Here is a 20744-nt window from a genome sequence, read left to right on the forward strand (position 1 = left end):
GCCTGCCCCGCGGGCACTTCCTGCAGCCTCAGCCGGCCGAAGAAGCGGTGCCCGCGGTCGAGGAAGCCCTCGGTGCGCATGGCGTAGAACGCGCCTGTTTCGCGGTACTGCGGCCGGCGGTCCTGGCGGCGGGGCCGCACGTCGGCGCGGTGCCCGACGGCGGTGACGGCGCCGTCGTCGTCAAGCGACCAATGGAACGCGTGGCTCTCGGTGACGGAGAAGGCGACGTCGGCCCGGTCCTCCAGCACGTGAAGGACGGCCCGGTCCAGGTGCTCCGGCTCGATGAAGGGCGAGGTGCACTGCAGCAGGACGGTGACCGCTGGCTGCCGGGGCAGCGTGGAGAGCACGTGGAGCACGGCGGATTCGCTGCTGGCGGTGTCTCCGGAGAGCTCCGCGGGGCGGATGACGACGCGGGCGCCGCAGCGTTCGGCTTCGGCCGCGATGTCGGGATGGTCTGTGCTGACGACGACGTCGGTCACCGACGGGGCTGCCAACGCACTGTCGATGGCGCGGGCCACCAGGCTCCGGCCGGCCACGGGCGTCAGGTTCTTGAACGGGATTCCCTTGGAACCGCCGCGGGCCGGGATGACGACCAGGACTTCCCGGGGATCGTTGTAACTCATTGGAGCCACGGTAGGAAGCACCGGTAACGGCCCGGGGTGGACCAGGTTACGGGAAGGCGTGCAGCAGCGGACGAAACGGGTAACCTGCCGCCGGCCCCGGATCTGTGGCCTGTGGGCCGCCGACAGTAGTCTTGGACCATGCCCGGGTCCCGCTCTTCGCGCCGCACGCCGCTGCGCATCGTGGTGCCCAGCCGCAACGACCCGTTCCTGAAGCAGTTCACCGAAATGGTGGGCGGTCCGTTGGGCCGGCACAGCGCCCCGGGCCTGGTGTCGCCCGGATTTTTCACCGTGGAGCGGGTGCTGATCATCTTGACCACGCTCGCGGCGCTGCTTTCCGTCCTGGTCAAGACGCCGTGCCGGCTGGCCGGGTGGGAGCTGCCGGACTATTTCTACATGGGCTGCTACTCGGACTGGCCGGTGCTCTTCGAGTCCCGCGGGCTTGCCGGCGGCGTGATGCCGTTCGTCACCGCGGGAAGCTCCTTCGAGTACCCCGTGCTGCTGGGACTGGTGGCCGGGGCCACGGCGTGGCTGGTTCCCGGCGAGGGCACGTCTCCGGAGCGGGCCCTGGCCTATTTCGATATCAACGCCACCCTGGTGGCCGTGGTCTGGCTGGTCACCGTCATCGCGACGGCGCGGATGAGCCACCGGCGGCCCTGGGACGCGGCGATGGTGGCGCTGGCACCGGGCATCGTGCTCGCCGGGACGATCAACTGGGATCTCTGGGCGGCGATGCTCGCGGCGCTTTCGATGCTCGCCTTCGCCCGGCGCCGCCCGGTCCTGGCCGGCGCGCTGGTCGGTCTCGGCGCCGCGTTCAAGGTGTATCCGGTGCTGATCCTCGGTCCCATCCTGCTGCTGGCGGTGCGGACCGGCAGGTACCGCCCCCTGGCCCGGGCCGGGCTGGCGGCGGCCGCGGCATGGGTGGCGGTCAATCTGCCGTTCATGCTGCGCGACCTCGGCGGCTGGTTCCACTTCCTGGACTACAGCCGGCAGCGCGAAGCCGGTTATTCGTCCCTCTGGTACGCCTACAACCTGACGGCGCAGCGGCAGCAACTGCCCGTCCTCAGCCCCGAATTCATCAACGCCGCCTCCCTCCTGCTGTTCGCGGCCGCCTGCGCGGGCATCGCGCTCCTGGCCTGGACGGCACCTCGTCGCCCGCGGATGGCGTCGCTGGTGTTCCTGGTGGTGGCGGCCTTCGTGCTCACCAACAAGGTCTACTCACCGCAGTTCGTGGTGTGGCTGGTCCCGCTGGCCGTGCTGGCCCATCCCCGCTGGCGCGACTTCCTGATCTGGCAGTTCTTCGAGGCGATGCACTGGTGGGCCACCTGGATGCACCTGGGCCAGGTGACGAGCGGCGGCGAAGCGGCACGCAACCTGGACACGCCGTACTACGTGCTCGCCGTCGTCGCACATATAGCAGCAACGGCATACATAGCGGGGAAGGTTGTCCGCGGCATCTGGCTGCCGGAGCATGATCCGGTCCGCCGCGTGGACACCGACGACCCGCAGGGCGGGGACTACGACGGCGCGTCGGACAGGTTCACGCTGGGTCTGCCGGGTGGCGCCCCGGGGAGGGGCGCCGGACCGGCGGCCGCCGAGGGGAACGGGCGGCCCGAAAATTCCTCGTCGGGCATAGATGCCGTGCGGCGGCCCTCGACCTGGCCGGGCCTTGCCGGTGAGGCGGCGCAGGCCACAAGGTTGAAGCCCCAGCGGGAAGGAGATCCAACGTGACGGACGTAGCGGTAGTCGGCGCCGGGCCGAACGGGTTGGCGGCGGCCGTGATCATGGCGCGGGCGGGCCTCGGAGTCACGGTCTTCGAGGCGGCAGCCACGCCCGGCGGGGGCTCCCGCACCGTGGAATTGATGGAGCCGGGCCACTGGCACGACGTCTGTTCCGCGGTCCATCCGATGGCCGCGGCCTCGCCGTTTTTCCGGGACTTCGGGCTGGACCAGCGGATCGAACTGCTGGTGCCGGAGGTTTCCTACGGGCAGGTGATCGACGGGGCCGCCGCGGCGGTGGCCCACCGCGACCTCGACCGGACCGTGGCCGGGCTGGGAGCCGACGGCGGCGCGTACCGGCAGTTGATGGAACCGCTCGTCGCGCGGACCGATGCGCTGCTGGAGTTCACCATGGACCAGCTCCTCCAGGTGCCCGCGAGCCCGGTGACGGCCTTCCGCTACGGGCTCCGCACCCTGGAGCAGGGCTCTCCCGCCTGGAACCTGCGCTTCAAGGAACAGTTCGCACCGGCGCTGCTGACCGGCGTCGCCGCGCACACCCCCGGCGGGGTGCGCCGCCTCTCCTCCGCGGGCGCGGGGTTGATGCTTGGCGCGCTCGCCCATGCCGTGGGCTTCCCCCTGCCCGCCCGGGGCTCGCAGGCCATCATCGAGGCCATGGTCGAGGACCTGCAGGCCCACGGCGGCCGGCTCGAGACCGGGCACCGGGTCGCGTCGCTCGCCGAGCTGACCGACGCCGAGGCGGTGATGCTGGATACCTCGCCCACGGAACTCCTGCGGCTGGCCGGTGGCCGGCTCCCGTCCCGCTATGCGCGCGCCCTGCAGCGCTTCCGCTACGGACCGGGCGCGGCCAAGGTCGACTACATCCTGTCCGGACCGGTTCCGTGGGCCCATCCGGACCTGCGCCTGGCCGGCACCGTTCATCTGGGTGGCACACGGGAACAGATGGCAGCCTCGGAACGGGACATTGCCCGCGGCCGGCACTCGGAAGACCCGGTGATCCTGACGGCGCAGCCCGCCGTGGTCGATCCGTCCCGGGCGCCCGCCGGGCGGCACGTGCTCTGGACCTATTGCCATGTCCCGGGCGGTTCCACCCGGGACATGGAGCCGGTCATCACCGCTGCGCTGGAACGCGCCGCCCCCGGCTTCACCGACCTGGTGGTGGATTCGGCCAGCATGTCCGCGGCCGACTACGAGGCCTACAATCCCAACTACGTCGGCGGCGACTTCGGCACCGGGGCCGTCAGCCTGCCGCAGCTCGCGGCGCGTCCGGTGCTGAGCCGGAGGCCCTGGCAGACCCCGCTGCACGGCGTCTATTTGTGCTCGGCCGGGACGCCGCCCGGCCCCGGCGTGCACGGCATGGCCGGCTACCGCGCCGCCGAGCTGGCCCTGCGGGAGCAATTCGGTCTCGCTGTGCCGTCCCTGAGGCCGTAAGCCATGGATCAGCGGGTGGTGCCGGTGGAAGATGGTCACATGGATCCTGTCGCGGCCCTGAACGAAATCGCCTTCTGGCTGGAGCGTGAACTCGCGCCCACGTACAAAGTGCAGGCGTTCCGGCGGGCGGCCGCCGTCGCCGGCGGGCTGGAGCCCGCCGAACTGGCCGAGCGGGCGCGCACCGGCCGGCTGAAGAGCATGAAGGGGATCGGTGCCAGCACCTTCGTGGTGATCCAGCAGGCGGTCGACGGCGAGGTCCCGGACTATCTGGCGAAGGTGCGGGAGCGCGCCGCCGCGCCCCTGGCCGAGGGCGGCCGCGAGCTGCACCAGGCCCTCCGCGGCGATTTGCACAGCCACAGCGACTGGTCCGACGGCGGCTCGCCGCCGGAAGCCATGGCCGATGCCGCCCGCTGGCTCGGCCGCGACTACCTTGCCCTGACCGACCACTCGCCCAACCTCACGGTCGCCAACGGCCTCAGCGCGGAGCGGCTGGCCAGGCAGCTCGAGTTGGTCGAAGAGCTTAACGCTTCAGCGGACGGCTTCCGGGTGCTGACCGGGATCGAAGCCGACATCCTGGAGAGCGGCGAGCTGGACCAGTCACCGGAGATGCTCGACCGGTTGGACGTGGTGGTCGCCAGCGTGCATTCGAAGCTGCGGTCGGACCGGGGCACCATGACCCGCAGGATGCTGGGCGCCATCGAGAACCCGCGCACCAACGTGCTCGGCCACTGCACCGGGCGGCTGGTCAAGGGATCGCGCGGCACCCGCCCGCAGTCGGAGTTCGACGCCGGGCGAGTGTTCGCAGCCTGCGCGGCGAACAACGTCGCCGTCGAAATCAACTCCCGGCCCGAGCGGCAGGACCCTCCGGACGAGCTCATCCAACTGGCCCTCGACGCCGGCTGCCTGTTCAGCATCGACAGCGACGCCCACGCGCCGGGGCAGCTCGATTTCCTCCACTACGGAGCCGAACGGGCGGCCGCAAACGGCGTCCCGGCCGAACGGATTATCACGACCTGGCCGGTGGAGCGCCTGCTCGAGTGGTGCCGCGAGGGCCGGTAGCCCGCCTGCTCGGGCGGACCCGGGCTTCCCCAAAACGCCGCCGGTTTAGCTATGGTCCTGAAGTATGCTGAACAATTTTTCCAAGGCGGCCTTTGCGGTGCTGGTCATGCTGCTGATGACCTCCTGCGGGCTGCAGGTGCCTGCGGACCCGGAAGGGACCTTGGACCGCATCAGCGGCGGAACTCTTAGGGTGGGTGTCTCGCACAACCCGCCTTGGACGGAAATCCGGGACGGCGCGGAGCCCACGGGCTCCGAGGCGGACCTGGTGAGGCAATTCGCGGCGACCCGCGACGCGACCATCGAATGGGCGGCGGCCGGCGAGGAATCCCTGATAGGGCAGCTGGAACGCGGCGAACTTGACCTTGTCATCGGCGGCCTGACGAAAAAGTCGCCCTGGTCGGACAAGGCAGCCCTGACCCAGCCCTACGCCGAGGGCCGGGCCCCCGACGGAGGCAAGGAAGAATACGTCATGGCGTCGAAGATGGGCGAAAATGCCTTCCTGCGGGAACTGGAAAAGTTTCTTCTTGATCGGAAGGAACAGGGATGAATACCAAATTCGGCCGCACCGAGCTGCCCGATGAGCAGGAAAAGGCCCTTCGGCGGGCCATCAAGATCCAGTGGATCACCATCGCGGTCCTGGCCGTGTCGGTCACGCTGGTCTTTTTGGTTATGGGTAATTCGCAGGCGATGAAGGCGGCCTGGATCGAAGACATGCTCTCCCTCGCCCCTCCCATTGCGTTCCTGCTGGCGATGAAGATCATTAACCGGCCCCCCAACCGGAAGTACCCCTACGGGTACCACCGGTCGACCGGGATCGCGCATCTGGTGGCCGCGGTGGCACTCTGCACCATGGGCGCTTTCCTGGTCGTCGACTCAGGCATGGGCCTGCTGAAGGGGGAGCACCCGCCCATCGGATCGGTCCAGCTGCTCGGCCACACCATCTGGCTCGGCTGGCTCATGATCGCCGTCATGGCAGCGACCGCCGTCCCTCCGGTCCTGCTCGGCCGGGCCAAGGAAAAACTCGCCGAGCAGCTGCATGACAAGGTCCTCTATGCGGATGCGGACATGAACAAGGCGGACTGGAAGACCGCCGCCGGCTCCATCGTCGGGGTCGCCGGCATCGGAATCGGTCTGTGGTGGGCCGATGCCGCCGCCGCGCTGTTCATCGCCGGGGGAATTCTGCGCGACGGCTACAAAAACATGCGGAGCTCCGTCACCGACCTGATGGACACCCGGGCCACCACCTTCGACGACTCGGAGCCCCACCCGCTGATCGAACGCATCGATGATTATCTGCGCCAACTGGAATGGGTAGAAGAAGCGGGCTCGCGTGTCCGCGACCAGGGCCACGTGCTGCACGTTGAGGCCTTCGTCGTCCCCCGCGACGGACGTGTCCCCGCGGTCGATGTCCTCGAAGAGGCGCGGGACGGCTGCATCGATCTGCACTGGATGATCCACGACACGGTTCTGGTGCCGGTCTCCGAACTGCCCGAGGAAGCAGGCGGAGCATCGGAGCGCCAGTCCGAGAGGAACCTCTGAGCGCTCCCCGTGCGGCGCGCCCCACCATATATCGTGCAAGGAGGCCCTGCTGCCAGGGCCTGACAACATCACGACGGCGGTGCACGGCTGCCGCAAGGAGGTACAGATGCGTCTGGGGACAGTACGGCGGAACGGGACCACGCAGGCGTTCCGGCAGGATGGCGGTGCCACCGACTACCTGCCGGCCAGGGATGTCGGCGAACTGCTAAGGGGTGGGGACTGGCGGACCCTGCCCGGCGAGCGGGGCCCTGCGCCGGCGGCGTCGGAGCTGGACATGCCGATCCTGCATCCGGGCAAGATCCTCTGCGCCGGCCTGAACTATTACGCGCACGCCGAAGAAGTGGGCCAGGAGGTTCCCAAATACCCCACCATCTTCACCAAGTACCCGAACGCGCTGGTCGGCCCGGTGGACGACGTGGTGCTGCCCGCGGCCAGCACGAAGATCGACTGGGAGGCCGAGCTGACCGTGGTGATCGGTTCCCGGATCCGGTACGCCGACGACGCCGCCGCGCGGGACGCGATCGCCGGCTACACGGTGATGAACGACGTCTCCGTCCGTGACTGGCAAGGCCGCACCTCGGAATGGTTCCAGGGCAAGAACTGGGACCGGATGACTCCGGTGGGCCCGGTCGTCGTCACGGCAGACGAGCTGGATCCGGAGGCGGGGCTGGCGGTGGAATGCGAGCTGGACGGCGTGTCCAAGCAGTCGGGCAACACGTCGGACCTGATCTTCTCCTGCGCGCAACTGGTGTCCTACGTCAGCCAGTTCATGACCCTGGGACCCGGTGACCTGCTGGCCACCGGCACCCCGGCCGGCGTGGGACTGGCCCGGAAACCGCGCGAGTGGATTCCCGCCGGGGCGCGGCTGGTGACGAGGATCGAGGGAATCGGCGAATTGCACAACCGCTGCGTGGCCGAAGAGCCGCGCTGAAACGTCGAATTTCTTCCTCCGGCGTCCTAGGATCAAGGAGTGGCACAAACACGGCTGTTTGGGCGTGACCGGGAGGTGGCGCAGTGGCGCGACCTCGCCACTGCCGTGGAATCCGGCCGCAGCATCGAACTGACCGTCAGCGGCCCGTCCGGAATCGGCAAGACATCCCTGCTGGAGACGGTGTGCGCCGAGGCCTCCGCGCGCGGCTGGAAACTGCTGCGGGCGGCCGGCGCCGCCCGCCGTTCGCTGCCCGGATCCATGTTCTGGCAGTGGTTCGCGCCGCTGGCCCAGCAGGTGCCGGACCACGGCCCGCCCTTCGACGGGCAGGGCCGGGTGCTGCATTCCTTCCTGACCTACGCGGGCGGTCCGCTGCACAAGGACGCCCTGACCTATTCCGCCTCCTGGGTCCTGCGTTCGCTGGCCCAGGAGGGACCTGTGGCCGCCGTGGTGGACGACGCCCAGTGGCTCGACGAACTCTCGCTCCAGTCGCTGTCGGACATGGCGGGCCTGCTGATCGACGTCCCTTTGCTGCTGCTGCGCGGGGTGCGAACCGGCCGGGGCGCCGAGCGCGGCGACGGGATCCTGGCGGACTCCTTGCTGCTGGGGGCCGACGACGGCGGTGCCCGGGGCAGTGCCTCCCGCGCCGACGGCCGCGTGCACTGGCCGCTGCAACCGCTGGACCGCCAGGCCGTGACCGAGTGGACGGCCAGCCGGAGGCCCGCCGCGGACCACGTCGTGGCGGCACGCATCCATGCGGCGGCCGGGGGAACGCCGTTCTACGTCCACGAGCTCCTGGAGGGCGGCGCGGGGGCAGGTCTCGATGCCGCCGGAACCGGTAAGGCCCAGGCGGAAGCCGCGGTGCTCCAAGACCGCCTCGACCGGCTCTCGGCGGACGAGCGGGCGGTGCTGGACGCCGTCGTCGTCCTCGGGGAGGACGCGAGCCACCAGCTCTTGGCGCGTATGACGGGGCTGCCGCCGGCCGACCTGACCCGGGTGTTGAAACGCCTTGCCGCCGCGCGGTTCTTCAGCGCCCTGCTTCCGCGCCCGCGGATCCAGCATGCCCTGGTGGCCGAAGCGGTGCTCGCCGCGCTGGAGCCCGAACGGCAGGCCGAACTGCACGGCCGGGCGGCTGCCGCCCTGACGGCACAGGGCAGCGAAAGCGCCGTGGTGGCGGGCCACCTTCTGGCCACCAAACCGGGCGCCGACCCTGCCTCGGCCGAAGTCCTGCTTGATGCCGCCGGGGGAGCCCGCCGGATCGGCGCAGCGGAACTCGCTGTCCGGCTCATCGAACGGGCCATGGCGGAGAACGGGCTGGCGCCGGATCTGCAGCGCCGGATCGCGATTGAAGCGTCGCTGGCCCATCAGGCCGCCGGCCACCTCACGCAGGCGGAGGTGCTGGGACGGCGGGCGCTGGCCATGACCCACGGCACCCGGGCGCGCGTGGAGCTGCTGCTGGAGTTCGCCGAGGCACGGTATTCAATCAACCGGATAGAGGAAAGTTCGCGTTACTACAGCCAGGCCCTGGGCGAACTGGACAACGACGGCGACCCGCACACCGAGCTCAGGCGGCGGGTGGTTGCGCTGGCAACAGGGGCGGGGTTCCAGCAGCTGCAGTTCTCGGAGGAGTACCGTCAGGAGCTGGCGAGCATCCTGGTGCAGGACCCGGCCCGGGACGGCCCGAGCGACCGGCTGTTGCTGGTGCAGGAGGCGCTGCGCCTGACCGTGACCGGAACCGATGCCCAGCGCAGCGGGGAACTGGCCCTGCGGGCGTGCGCCGGCGGAAAACTGCTGGCGGAGGTCGGCGCGGAATCCAACATCATCAACTACGCGACCGGTGCGCTCAACGGCTCGGAACAGGACGCCGCTGCCCTGGAGCTGCTGGACGCGGCCATCGCGGAGGCGCGGGCCAACTCCTCGCCGATGGCGAACGCCACCCTGACCTATTGCCGCGGCGCCATCCACTTGAACCGGGGTCGGCTGCGGTTGGCCCAAATGGACCTGGAAACGAGCATGCAGGCGGCAGACACCGGCTGGCGGACGTACCTGGAGGTAGCCTGCGTGACGCTGGCCGAGGTCTACCTTGCCCGGGATGACCTGGCCGCCGCCGACGCCCTGCTCAAACGGGTCCCGCTGGCGGAAGAACGCGTGCCGCTGGTCCAGGCGATGGCGCTCCAGCTGCACGGAGTGGTGGCCGCCGGACACGGCGACCACCAGCTGGCGCTGGAATACTTCGCCACCGCCATGGACCTCGACGCCGGCCTGGGCCCGACATTGAACCTGTGGACGCGCAGTGCCATCGAATCCGCCGCCCGTGCCGGGCAGACCGAATACGCCTCCGCGGTTGCCGCCGACCTGCTCCAAGAGGTCCGTTCCTTCGGTGCTCCGCGCCTGACCGGCACCGTGATGCGGGCCGCCGCGCTGGCGCAGCCCGGGCCGAGCGCCGTCGTCATGCTGCGCGAAGCCATCTCGCTGCTCGAAGCCCACGAGGGCCGCTACCAGCTGGCACTGGCCCTGGCCGACCTGGCCGAGATCTGCCTGCAGCCCGCACGGGGCGACGCGCTGTCGGTGTTCCGGACGGAAGCGCTGGCGGCGGCCCGCAAGGCGCTGGTCCTTGGGAACCGGATCGGGGCCGCCGCGGTGGCCCGGCGCATGACCCGCCTGCTCGGGCAGCAGGATCTTCACCTGCCGCTGATCGCCGAGAACAAGGCCGACCGGCTGACGCCGGCCGAGTACCGGGTCTGCTCCTTGGCGGCCAGGGGACTCACGAACCGCAAGATCGCGGCCGAACTGTTCATCACCATCAAGGCGGTGGAGTGGCACCTGTCCCGGTCGTTCGCCAAGCTCGGGATTGCGTCCCGCAAGGAATTGGCGGCCGTGTTGGACCGGCAGGACTGACCCGCGCCAGGGTTAGCGCAGCGGCACACCCTAGGTTTTCCTAACTAGGGTGGATTGATCTGGCAAACGGAAGCCGCCGGGACCATGATTGAAGGTGTCAGCAACCGGAACGGGAGACCACACCGGAGGCGGCGGCACCCCGGATCCGAGTTGGGGGGACATGCCTTAGGGCGGTGGATCCGATGCCGCACACGAAATGGCTCGAAGTGAGTTGGCTAATGGGGAGGCCTGACTTTGGGCCATTTCGTATGTCTGCGACCATGACAGACTGGATCCGTGGCCCATCTCGACGTCTCCAACATCGCATATTTCCTTTCCGACGGCCGCCAGCTGCTCAACGGCGTCGGCTTCAAGGTCGGCGACGGTGCCAAAACCGCGCTGATCGGACCCAACGGCACCGGCAAAACCACCCTGCTGCGGATCATCGCCGGCGACATCGCTCCGGACGAAGGCGCCGTGGCACGCTCCGGCGCCATGGGCATCATGCGGCAGTTCGTCGGCCAGGTCCGGGACGGGACCACGGTACGCGACCTTCTGGTCGGCGCCGCCCCGCCGGCCCTCGCCGCCGCGGCACGAGCAGTGGATGAAGCCGAACTGGCCATGATGGAGCACGACGACGAGCCCACCCAGATGCGGTACGCGCAGGCGCTTGCGGACTGGGGCGACGCCGGCGGCTACGAGCAGGAGACCGTCTGGGACGAGGTCACCTCGGCCGCCCTGGGCGTGCCCTTCGACCGCGCGCAGCACCGCACCGCATCGACCCTGTCCGGCGGTGAACAAAAGCGCCTGGTGCTGGAAGCGCTCTTCGCCGGCCCGGACGAGTTGCTGCTGCTGGACGAACCGGACAACTATCTGGACGTGCCCGGCAAGCGCTGGCTGGAGGAGAAGCTGCGGGAATCGCGGAAGTCGGTGCTGTTCGTCAGCCACGACCGTGAACTGTTGGCCAATGCCGCCACCAGGATCGTCACGCTCGAACCCGGCGCCCTTGGCGCCACCGCCTGGGTCCACGGCGGCGGCTTCGAGAGCTACCTGCAGGCCCGGGACGACCGCAACGCCCGCTTCGAAGAACTGCGCAAGCGGTGGGACGAGGAGCACGCCAAGCTCAAGGAGCTGGTGAACATGTACAAGAACAAGGCCGCGTTCCGCTCCGACATGGCCAATCGGTACCACGCCGCCCAGACCCGGCTGGAGAAGTTCCTGGAGGCCGGGCCGCCGGAGGCCGTGCCGATCGAACAGAACGTGCAGATGCGGCTCAAGGGCGGGCGGACGGCCAAACGGGCGGTGGTGGCCACCAAGCTGGAGCTGACCGGCCTGATGAAGCCGTTCAGCACCGAGATCTGGTTCGGCGACCGGGTGGGGGTGCTGGGCTCCAACGGTTCCGGCAAGTCCCACTTCCTGCGCCTGCTCGCCGGCGGCGGCACCGACCCGGAGAAAGAGCACCTGCCGGTCTCCGAGGTCCGGATCGCCCACGTGCCGCACGCCGGCACCGTAAAGCTAGGGGCCAGGATCCGTCCCGGCTTCTTTGCCCAGACCCACATCCGCCCCGACCTGCTGGGCCGTTCCCTGGTGGACATCCTGCACCGCGGCGACGACCACCGCTCCGGCCTGGGACGCGAGGCCGCGGCCGCCGTCCTGGACCGCTACGGCTTGGCCCGGCAGGCGGAACAGCTGTACGACTCGCTCTCCGGCGGGCAGCAGGCCCGGCTGCAGATCCTGTTGCTGGAACTTTCGGGCGCCACCCTGCTGCTGCTCGACGAGCCGACCGACAACCTGGACCTGCATTCCGCGGAGGCGTTGGAGCGGGCCATCGACGCGTTCGAGGGCACGGTGCTGGCCGTCACCCACGACCGCTGGTTCGCGCGCAGCTTCGACCGGTTCCTGGTGTTCGGCTCCGACGGCAGGGTCTACGAGAGCGAAACCCCGGTGTGGGACGAGGAACGCGTTGTCCGGGAGCGCTGAACCGCCCGGCGTCGGGGAGAACGTCGAGGAGGGCGAGGCCGCGAAGCGCCGGCCCGGTGCACCGCGCGGCGAGGCAAGACAGCGCCCGGCCGGCGATCCGACCCGCCCGCTCCGGGCCGCCACCTACGCGACCTTCGCCATCTTCGGGCTCAACGGGCTGGTCTTCGCCAGCTGGGCGGCCCGCATCCCGGCGGCCGCGGCGACGCTGGACATCAGCGCCGGCAGCATCGGCGCGCTGCTGCTGGCCCTCGGCCTCGGCTCGGTCATCTCGCTGCCCCTGGCCGGCCCGCTTGCCGCCAGGATCGGCACGGCCAACAGCGTCCGGGCCGGCGGGCTGATCGCGGCCGTCAGCGCGGCCGGACTCGCCGCCGCGCTGGCGGCCGGCTCCTTTCCCGCCGCCGCCGCGGCGCTGTTCTGCTACGGCGTGGGCGTGGCCTGGTGGGACGTGGCGCAGAACATCGAAGGCGCCGACGTGGAGCGGAAACTGCTGCGCACGATCATGCCGAAGTTCCACGCCGCCTTCAGCCTGGGGGCGTTCGCCGGAGCCATGGTCGGCGCCTGGCTCTCGGTGCTCGGGGTTTCGCTGGCCGTGCATCTGGCAGTGCTCGCGGTGGTGGTCGCGGCCGCCACGTGGGTGGTGCCGCGGGCTTTCCTGCCCCACCGGCCCCAGCATGACGACGACGGCGCGGCCCGGCCCGGCCGCTTCGCCGCCTGGCGGGAACGGCGCACGGTGCTGATCGGCGTCGTCGTCCTCGGGGCCGCCCTGACCGAGGGCGCCGCCAACGATTGGATCGCCCAGGCCACCGTCGTCGGGCTCGGTGCCACCGAGGCGACGGGGGCGGTCATGTTCGGGGTCTTCGTGGCCGCCATGACGCTGCTGCGCCTGGCCGGCGGGCGGTTCATCGACCGCTGGGGACGCGTGGCCGTGCTGCGGGTCAGCCTGGGCACGGCCCTGGCCGGCCTGCTGCTCTTCGTGCTGGCGCCGAACCTGCCGCTGGCCTTCGCCGGGGCCGTGTTCTGGGGCGCCGGCGCCGCGCTGGGCTTTCCCATGGGCATGTCCGCGGCCGCGGACGATCCGGCCCGGGCCGCGGGACGGGTGTCGGTGGTCTCGACCCTGGGCTATGTCGCGTTCCTGGCCGGCCCACCTTTCCTCGGCTTCCTGGGCGAACAGGTGGGCCTCCGCAACGCCCTGCTCGCCGTGGCCGCGGTGATGGTCGCCTCCCTGCTGACCGCCCCGGCCGCCCGCGAACAGCGCGAACGATCGTAAGGCGCGGTGGGAGGCTGCGCAACGCCCAGGCACCCACGTTTGATCAAAAAGTTCAGCGCTGCCCCCAGTGGCTTGAGTAAGGGCGGAGTGCGTCCGTCACCCAACCTTTGTGTTCCTGCGGAACGTTTTGAGCTTATATGGGGGCACCCCTACACGGGGGTCACCAGTTCTCCACTGCTCATGAAACTGTCGAGGTTGGCTACGACCAGGTTTGCCATTGCCTGGCGCGTTTCGCGGGTTCCGCTGGCCATATGCGGCAGCAACACGACGTTGTCGAGGGAGAGCAGCTCTTCCGGAACGGAGGGTTCCGTGGCGAAGACGTCGAGTCCCGCGCCGGCGATGGTGCTGGACGTGAGCGCTTCAACCAGGGCTTCCTGGTCCACTAGGGAACCCCGGGCGACGTTGATCAGGTATCCGTTCGGGCCCAGTGCCTCGAGCACCTGCCGGGACACCAGTCCGGCCGTGTCCGGCCCCCCGGCTGCCGCCACGATGATCGCGTCGCTGCTCCGGGCCAGCTCCAGCACCGAGTCGACGTACGTGTAGGGAACACCGTGCACGGGTGACCGGCTGTGGTACGAGACCCGGATGTCGAAGCCTTCGAGCCGTTTGGCGATTGCCCGTCCAATACGTCCAAGGCCGAGGATTCCGATCCGCTTGCTGCTGACCTTGGTCGTGAGGGGATACCTCGCGTTCGTCCACTCCCCGCGGCGGACAAATCGGTCGGCTGCGGAAATGCCGCGGAAGACATCGATCAACAGGCCGACAGCAATGTCCGCGACGCAGTCCGTGAGGACGTCGGGGGTGTTGCTCACCGCGATGCCCCGCGCCCTGGCCGCTGCGACATCTGTCGTGTCATAGCCCACGCCGAAGTTCACAATGGCTTTCAGCCCGGGCAGCGCGGCCATCAGTTCCGCGTCGACCCCGACAGTGGCGGACGTGACCGCTGCGGTGATGTCAGGGTGTTCATGGACGAACGTGTCGGTCCCCGTCTCCGGCAGCCGGACCACGGGGTACCGGGCGTACAGAGTCTCCTCCAAGGCCGGGAGGAGGGGTCCCACCTGAAGGATCCGTGCTGGGGACGTTTTTCCGTTCTCGTGACGTGTGGTCATTTCGGGTCCTTATCGTCGTGGAATGGTCGGCAGTATCGGGTGGTCGGGCTGTTCCCCGCGCAGCACCCGGGCGACGTCGCGGACGACGGCGGCGCCCATGGCGGCGTTTGCCCCGTCGCTGCAGGCGCCGATGTGCGGGGTGAGTACCGTGTTCGGCGCCCTCAACAGAGGGTGGTCCTGCGGTATCGGCTCTTCTTCGAAGGCGTCGGAGGCCAGGAAGCTCAGGTGGCCGCTCAGCAGCAGATCGGCGGCCGCCGAGCTGTCGATCAGGCCGCCCCGAGAAGTGTTTATCACTCCCACTCCCGGCTTCATGCTTTCCAGGACATCCCGGGTCAGGACAGGTGTACCGTCGGGAGGCATCGGGGCATGCAGGCTGACGAAGTCACTGTCCCGGAAGACCTCAGCGAGAGCGCAGCGACGGACTCCTGCGTCAGAAAAAACGCTGTCGGGAAGGAACGGGTCGAAGGCTAGAACCTCAAGGCCGAAGCCGTTCGCGCGCCGGGCTACCTCGCGCCCGATCTGACCGAACCCGATCAGTCCGAGGGACCGGCCGAACAGTTCCCGCCCGAAGAGTTGGTTCCAAGCGCCCGCCCGGAGTGTACGGTCCGCCTCGGTCACCTTTCGGGCCCCGGCCAGTAGAAGAGCCAACGTCAGGTCCGCGACGGCGCGCGAGTTTGCACCGGGGGTCCGCACAACTGTGACGCCGGCCTCCGCCGCGGCCTGCAGGTCGATGTTGTCCACGCCGACCCCGTGTTTACCGATCACTTTAAGGTGTGGAGCCGAGGCAATGACCGAGGCATCGACGCGGTCGACGCCAACGATGAGCGCGGCGGCCTCGGAGACCTCATCCCTTAGTTGAGCAGCGGACAGCGGACCTTTGACTCGGGAGCGGCGTACGTCGAGGCCCTCGGCGGCGATGGCTTGCCAAGGGGCGTCCGAGTACAACCCGAAGCTCGGAGTGGTGACCACTACCGGACCCAGAGCTGTTTCCCTCACCGCTGTTGTCCGGTCGCTGGGGAGGGTGAGTCCTCTGCTGATTCTTCGTCGAGGAGACGTGAGATTGACGCCTGGATGTGGCTGCGCATGAGGTCTGCGGCCTTGTCCAGATGGCCCGCGTGGGCGGCATCGTGGATGGCGCGGTGCTCCGAGAACTCTTTGTCGCTGGTGGGCCACTTCTCCCACAGCACGCTTGCGGCGGCCAGCGCCGTGAGGTCTTGGAGCCGGTCGAGGGATTCAACGATGAATCCGTTGTCACACTGGGCGTACATGGCCCGGTGGAACCTGCGGTTGGCGAGGGCGCTGGCGGCGGTGTCCCCGTTGACGCGGTGCCGCTCGACGTCGTCCAAAGCTTGGGCTGCGGAGGAAAAGTCGGGGCGCGGTCCGCGGGCGTGGGCGATGGCCCAGGGCTCCAGCAGCACGCGCTCTTCGTAGATGTGGCGCACCTCCCGGATGCTGAGCCGGCGTACACACACGCCGCGCCTCGGGGCGACTGTGACAAGACCGGAGCGCATGAGTACGATCAGTGCCTCACGTACCGGGGTCTTGGAGATGCCCAGCTGGTCGGCTATGCGCCGTTCGACCAGTACCTCCTCCGGTGCCAGTTGGCCGGAGAGGATCGCGGTCTTGATCGATTCGACGACCAGGTCGGAACGGTTGGTTGACAGGCCCAAGGGAGGTAGCTGGTTCGCGGTTGCTGATCCGGGGGATGTCATTATGGTGAGGTTCCTTTCGCGTTGCAGGGCGGCCGCGTGTCAGCGTCGCCCACGGGACTGCCGGTACGCCTCACGCATTTGAGCGTCCGGGGGGTAGGTACCCCGCAGCGGTCGTCCGCTCTCGATCTGCTCAAGGATGAATTCTTCCAGATGCTCCTGCTCCACTGCGTCGCGGGCGACCTCTTCAACCAGGTGGCGGGGAATACAGATCACCCCGTCCCGGTCTCCGACCATAATGTCTCCGGGGTAGACCGCCACCTCGGCACAACTGACGGGCAGCTGCATATCCACAACGTGGTGCTGGGCAAGGTTGGTGGTGGGGGAGCTGCCGGCAGCGAAGGTGGGCAGGTCGAGTGCCTCGAACCCCGCTGCGTCACGCACACTGCCGTCGGTAACGATACCGGCCGCGCCGCGGCGGAGCAGGCGTGTGGCGAGGATGTGGCCCAGCGAAGCGGCGCGTTTCTGGCCGCGCGCGTCGATGACCAGGACGCTTCCCGGGCTCACCGACTCGACGGCCTTGCGCTGGGGATGGTCATAGTCCTGGAAAACCGACAGGACGTCGAGATCCTCGCGTGCGGGGATGCAACGCATGGTGAACGCTTCGCCAACCATTCGGTGGCGATTCGGGTTCAGCGCACCCAACCCTTCCAGGAAGGTGTTCCTGAGGCCGCGATCCATCAACTGCGTGGTCAGTGTCGCGGTGCTGACCACGGTCAGCGCCGCGCGGGCCTCCTCGCTAAGGCCGGTCCCTGTGGCGGATGCAGTGTCGGTCGTCATGGGTTTTTCCTATCTTTCTCGTCCGGCAGGGGCGGGAGCCGGATAAGTCATCGGGCATTATGGTGGTCGTCGAATAAATCAGGTTTGGCGTAGCACGGCGGCATGGCTCCGTGGCCTACATAGTTTGTTGAGCGGTGTGTTCGGCCACCCGGGCAGCGAGATGCTCCCCAATCGGCAGCGCAGCCGTGGCTGCCGGTGAAGGCGCGTTCAGCACGTGCACCATGCGGGGTGTTTCGGAGAGCAGGAAGTCATGCAGAAGGGTCCCGTCCCGGCGCACCGCCTGAGCCCGGATGCCTGCTTCATAGGGGAGCAGGTCCGCTTTGGTCAGGGCGGGGGCGTACTTGCGGCACTCCCTCAGATAGCTGGCCTTGAACAAGGAGTTCAATACCTCCCGGGCCCCGGTGGCGACGTTGGCGCGGGCGACGTGCCAGAGGCCGGGGAACGCCAACATGCGGGCCGTGTCGCGGAGGTTGAAGGAGAACTTGGGGTAGCCCTCCCGTGCCAGGCCGAGTACGGCGCTGGGGCCGACCGTGATTTCCCCTCCGATAGTGGGGCTGAGATGGACACCCAGGAAGGGCAGCTCGGGATCCGGTACCGGGTAAATGAGGTGCTGTACGTAGTTGGACTTCGAGTCAGGGAGCCGGAAGTACTCGCCCCGGAAAGGGACGATCTGGACGTCGGGCCGCAGGCCGGCCATCTCGGCCATTCGGTCGGCCTGCAGCCCGGCGCAAACCACGAGCTGGTCGCACGTGGTGCTCCCGGCGGCCGTTTGGATCTGGACGTTCTCCCGGGTCTCTGCGATGCCGAGCACCCGGGTGCCCGTGCGCACGACCCCACCGGCGGCAGTAATGAGCTCGGCGAGTTTGCCTGCGACCTGCGTGTAGTCGACGATGCCGGTGCTTGGAATGAGGAGCGCCCCGGTCCCGGCGACATTGGGTTCGCGTTCCTGCAGCTCCTGCCGGTTCAGGCGGTGGGCCTCCAAACCATGAACGGCGGCGCGTGTTTCCAAGGCTTCCAGACGCGACGCTTCAAGTTCGTTGGTGGCGACCAGGAGCTTGCCGCACTCGTCGAAGGGGATCCCGTGCTCGCGGCAAAATTCTTTTGTCTGCTGCGCCCCGGCCTTGCTGAAACGGGCCTTGAGGCTGCCGGGTTCGTAGTAGATGCCGGAGTGGATGACGCCGCTGTTGTGGCCCGTCTGGTGCTTGGCCAAAATCTCCTCGGCCTCCAAGAGCAGCAACGAGGCGTCGGGATTGCGGGACAGCAGCTGGTGGGCCGTCGCCAAGCCGACAATGCCCCCGCCGATCACGCAGTAGGTGTAGTCGCTCATGCCGCCGCCTCCTCGGGCTGGAGGAGGAACGGCACGTTGTTGCGATCGCACACTTCACGAATGGCAGACAGGAGCAGCTGCGGCAAGGGGACGCCCTCGCGCTGCCGGGTTTTCCGGGCGGCGGCTTCGGGCTCTCCGGGCACGAGTACCGGCACATCGGGGTTCAGGGGTTGCGTGGCATGCATCATGTCGATCAGGTCGGAGGTATAGCCGGCGGTGCCGCCGCCGGGATTGAAGGTCTCCGGGTCGATCACCAGGAAGAAGTGTCCAATATTGTCTCCGTGCTCGGAGCCGCCGCCGGGCAGGGCTGCCGCCGACAGGGCAGCGCTGAGGATCTGCACCATCAGCGACAGCCCGTACCCCTTGTGCCCGCCGCTGCGGGTGGTGGATCCGCCCAGCGGCACGAGTCCGCCCTCGGCGCGGGAACGCAAGTAGTCGAAGGCGGCAGCCGAGTCGGTGACCGGTCGCCCCGCCTCGTCGATCACCCACCCGGGCGGGATGTCTTCCTGTTTGAGGGCGTAGGCCTTGACCTTGTTCATGGCCACGGTGCTGGTCGACATGTCCAGCACGAACGGATTCCCGTCCCGCGTCGGTGCGGCGAAAGCGATTGGATTCGTGCTCAGCGCGGGCGTGGCGCCGCCGGTCGGGATGACGGAGAGGACCCGGGCGGTTGTTGTGGCCAGGCCGATCAGCCCTTGTTCCGCGGCCCGGCGCACGTAGTACCCGGTGGCGCCGAAGTGGTGGGAGTTGCGTACGCCTACCGCGCCAATGCCGAGGGTGCGTGCCTTGGTGATGGCCATGTCCACTGCCTGGACGGCCACGGGGTGGCCGAGTCCGGCGTCGGCATCGAGCACTGCCACGGCCGGTGTCTCGGTGACGATCCGTGTCTGCGCCCGCATGTTCATCTTGCGCTGCTGCATCAGCGAGTCGTAATTCATCAGCATCGAGATTCCGTGGGAGTCGATGCCGGACAGGTCGGCATCAACCATCGCTTCGGCAGTCGTGTCGACGTTCTCCTCGGGCATTCCCCACCGGCGCAAGAGAACCCTTATTTGTTCCCTTAGCCGTTCGGCCGGATAAGCGTGCATGTCAGTCCTTCTTCCCTCGTCCTTCTCGGCGGCACCAGCGGCCCTTACTTAGACTTACCGATACCGAACTCTTGGGTCAGCTGTTCGTACTTGCGCGTGTCCTGGTCCACGATCTTTCGAATCTCTGTGGGCTCGACGTCCCACTCGGCAATGAAGGACGTGGCCGTGAACTCCTGGAAGGACTCCGAGTCCTTGGCTGCCTCAACGGCGGTCCGCAGCGTCTCGACGACCTCTTCCGGGGTGTCCTTGGGTACCGCGATCCAGCGGCGCTGCACCACGGAGAAGTCATAGCCCAGCTCCTTGGCGGTGGGCACCTCCGGCAGCATCTTCTCGCGTTCCATGGAGAACACTGCCAGCGGGCGCAGGCTGCCGTCCTTGATGCGCGGCATCACCTCCGCGATCTGGGCCGTCACCGCGTCGGTGTGCTTGCCGAGGACGGAGGTCACGGCAGGGGCGCCGCCGTCGAAGGGGACGTCCACGGCGTTGGCGCCCGCAAGGGCGAACAATCCGGCAGAGGAGAATTGGGCACCACTGCCGACGCCAGAGGTGGCATAGCGGATGGAATCCTTGGCCAGCAGGGTCGGCAGATCCTTGTACGGCGAGTCAGCGTTGACGACCAAGGCATAACCCTCTTCGCTCACCGGGGCCACGATCTCCATGTCATCCAGGCCGGTAGTCGCGGCGTCCTCCAAGAACAGGGGCGTGATGGAGTAGAGCGATTGGGATGCAAGCAATGAGGAGTACCCGTCAGGAGCCCGGTTGAGCGCGTTCTCGGTGCCCACGCCGCCGTTGGCCCCCGGCAGGTTCTCGACCACCACGCTCTTCCCGAGTGGCTCCTTCATGGACTCGGCCAACGCCCTGGCGGTGAGGTCGGTGCTTCCGCCGGCGCTGAAGGGTGCCACGAGGGTGACCTCTTTGGTGGGAAAGTCGCCGGCACCGGAGGCTTGGACCCCACCGCATCCAGAAATGGCTACGAGGGAGACGAGGCCCAAGGTCACGGGCAGGGCGGTCCGCTTCAGGGACTTCAGGGGATTAGTCATTGCGTTTCCTATCGTCATTGATCAGGTGTGGCTTGAATGTCAATTTTCGGGGCAGTCGGTTTGCGCTGCCCGAGGCGCTTGCTTGGTATACCGTCACACCAATATACCAAAATTCGGATGGGGAGAGATGGTTTTGCGGAAAAATCTTTTGGCAGATCCGTCTTACTCGGAGGCTTTGTCAACCGCTGAACCGTTCCGCAGTCACGAAGGTCGGAGCACGAAGCCCGTAACCAAGACAGCTGCAGCCAGGCCCG

Annotated in this window: 17 protein-coding genes; 9 read left to right on the forward strand and 8 right to left on the reverse strand. The window is 68.4% G+C overall.

Annotated features, from left to right (window positions below):
• Nucleotides 1-623: acylneuraminate cytidylyltransferase family protein (locus AC5RW2_RS30355; protein WP_494074818.1), on the reverse strand; the 623-nt coding region annotated here is incomplete at its 3' end.
• 138 nt (nt 624-761) lie between these two features.
• On the opposite strand from AC5RW2_RS30355, the gene AC5RW2_RS30360 reads away from it, so the two are divergent.
• The 9 genes from AC5RW2_RS30360 (at nt 762) to AC5RW2_RS30400 (ending at nt 13437) form a co-directional block, all read left to right on the forward strand.
• Nucleotides 762-2351, forward strand: coding sequence for a glycosyltransferase family 87 protein (locus AC5RW2_RS30360; RefSeq protein ID WP_494074819.1), 1590 nt, complete (start codon nt 762-764; stop codon nt 2349-2351).
• Nucleotides 2348-3787, forward strand: coding sequence for a phytoene desaturase family protein (locus tag AC5RW2_RS30365; protein WP_494001177.1), 1440 nt, complete (start codon nt 2348-2350; stop codon nt 3785-3787). The genes AC5RW2_RS30360 and AC5RW2_RS30365 overlap by 4 nt, the downstream gene beginning before the upstream one ends.
• Before the next feature lie 39 nt (nt 3788-3826).
• Nucleotides 3827-4846 carry a PHP domain-containing protein gene (locus AC5RW2_RS30370; protein WP_494001176.1) on the forward strand — a complete coding sequence of 340 codons (1020 nt, stop codon included), beginning with the start codon at nt 3827-3829 and terminating at the stop codon, nt 4844-4846.
• Nucleotides 4847-4910: 64 nt separating this feature from the next.
• Nucleotides 4911-5393 (forward strand): transporter substrate-binding domain-containing protein, encoded by a 483-nt coding sequence (locus AC5RW2_RS30375; RefSeq protein WP_494001175.1) that lies wholly within the window; start codon nt 4911-4913, stop codon nt 5391-5393.
• Complete coding sequence (locus tag AC5RW2_RS30380; RefSeq protein WP_494001174.1) at nt 5390-6385, forward strand: cation diffusion facilitator family transporter; 996 nt, start codon at nt 5390-5392, stop codon at nt 6383-6385. Before AC5RW2_RS30375 ends, AC5RW2_RS30380 begins: the two co-directional genes overlap by 4 nt.
• 106 nt (nt 6386-6491) lie before the next feature.
• Nucleotides 6492-7316: a fumarylacetoacetate hydrolase family protein gene (locus AC5RW2_RS30385; protein WP_494024943.1), complete on the forward strand. Its 825-nt coding sequence runs from the start codon at nt 6492-6494 to the stop codon at nt 7314-7316.
• Between the two features lie 39 nt (nt 7317-7355).
• Nucleotides 7356-10211 (forward strand): helix-turn-helix transcriptional regulator, encoded by a 2856-nt coding sequence (locus tag AC5RW2_RS30390; protein ID WP_494024944.1) that lies wholly within the window; start codon nt 7356-7358, stop codon nt 10209-10211.
• 276 nt (nt 10212-10487) lie between these two features.
• Complete coding sequence (locus AC5RW2_RS30395) at nt 10488-12170, forward strand: ABC-F family ATP-binding cassette domain-containing protein (protein WP_494024945.1); 1683 nt, start codon at nt 10488-10490, stop codon at nt 12168-12170.
• 139 nt (nt 12171-12309) lie between these two features.
• Nucleotides 12310-13437, forward strand: a complete 1128-nt coding sequence (locus AC5RW2_RS30400; RefSeq protein WP_494074873.1) for an MFS transporter — start codon at nt 12310-12312, stop codon at nt 13435-13437.
• Between the two features lie 149 nt (nt 13438-13586).
• On the opposite strand, the gene AC5RW2_RS30405 is transcribed toward AC5RW2_RS30400, so the two are convergent.
• The 7 genes from AC5RW2_RS30405 to AC5RW2_RS30435 form a co-directional block, all read right to left on the reverse strand.
• Nucleotides 13587-14546, reverse strand: a complete 960-nt coding sequence (locus AC5RW2_RS30405; RefSeq protein ID WP_494074820.1) for a 2-hydroxyacid dehydrogenase — start codon at nt 14544-14546, stop codon at nt 13587-13589.
• A 9-nt stretch (nt 14547-14555) separates the two neighbouring features.
• Nucleotides 14556-15542 (reverse strand): phosphoglycerate dehydrogenase, encoded by a 987-nt coding sequence (locus AC5RW2_RS30410; protein ID WP_494074821.1) that lies wholly within the window; start codon nt 15540-15542, stop codon nt 14556-14558.
• Entirely contained in the window at nt 15539-16258 is a 720-nt protein-coding gene (locus AC5RW2_RS30415; RefSeq protein ID WP_494074822.1) for a GntR family transcriptional regulator, read from the reverse strand. The genes AC5RW2_RS30410 and AC5RW2_RS30415 overlap by 4 nt, the downstream gene beginning before the upstream one ends.
• Before the next feature lie 39 nt (nt 16259-16297).
• Entirely contained in the window at nt 16298-17035 is a 738-nt protein-coding gene (locus AC5RW2_RS30420; protein ID WP_494013470.1) for a ribonuclease activity regulator RraA, read from the reverse strand.
• Between the two features lie 115 nt (nt 17036-17150).
• Nucleotides 17151-18362, reverse strand: coding sequence for an L-2-hydroxyglutarate oxidase (gene lhgO, locus AC5RW2_RS30425; protein ID WP_494013471.1), 1212 nt, complete (start codon nt 18360-18362; stop codon nt 17151-17153).
• Nucleotides 18359-19450, reverse strand: coding sequence for an Ldh family oxidoreductase (locus AC5RW2_RS30430; protein WP_494074823.1), 1092 nt, complete (start codon nt 19448-19450; stop codon nt 18359-18361). The genes lhgO and AC5RW2_RS30430 overlap by 4 nt, the downstream gene beginning before the upstream one ends.
• A 44-nt stretch (nt 19451-19494) precedes the next feature.
• Nucleotides 19495-20490 (reverse strand): Bug family tripartite tricarboxylate transporter substrate binding protein, encoded by a 996-nt coding sequence (locus AC5RW2_RS30435; protein WP_494074824.1) that lies wholly within the window; start codon nt 20488-20490, stop codon nt 19495-19497.
• Between the last annotated feature and the right edge of the window lie 254 nt (nt 20491-20744).

The organism is Arthrobacter sp. B0316-1-20 (assembly GCF_059091865.1).